1 protein-coding gene is annotated in these 400 nt (G+C 72.0%); it reads right to left on the bottom strand.

The genetic code is table 11. The features are described 5' to 3' along the window. A partial coding sequence (locus HR9077_RS01570; RefSeq protein WP_136064443.1) for an AMP-binding protein occupies positions 1-400 on the bottom strand: 400 nt, incomplete at both ends.

Raw genomic sequence — 400 nt, 5'->3', positions numbered from 1 at the left:
GAGATATACCAGCCGTCCTCGGTCAGGACCTGGCGGGTCTTGTCGGGCAGGTTCAGGTAGCCCAGCATGTTGGCGGGCGTGCGCATCCACAGCTCGCCTTCGTCGGCGTCGCGGCCTTGCGCGTCCACCAGGCGCACTTCCACGTCGGGCAGCACCCAGCCCAGCCCGCCGCCGCCCGGCAGCGCGCGGCCCTGGGTGGGGCCGAAGACGATGGGGCCGGCCTCGGTCGTGCCGTAGCCGCCGGCGATCGCGGCATTGGGGAAGGCGCGCCGCACGGCCTCGTAGAGCTGGTCGGTGGCCGGCGCCGAGCCCATGCGGATATAGCGCACGCGGGCGGTGTCGATCTGCGCCAGCGCCTGCTTTTCCTTGACCACCAGCGCCATCATGGTGGGCACCGAGG

This window comes from Modicisalibacter radicis, assembly GCF_900961225.1.
Taxonomy (GTDB): domain Bacteria; phylum Pseudomonadota; class Gammaproteobacteria; order Pseudomonadales; family Halomonadaceae; genus Modicisalibacter.
This window is presented reverse-complemented; position numbering and strand designations above follow the sequence as displayed.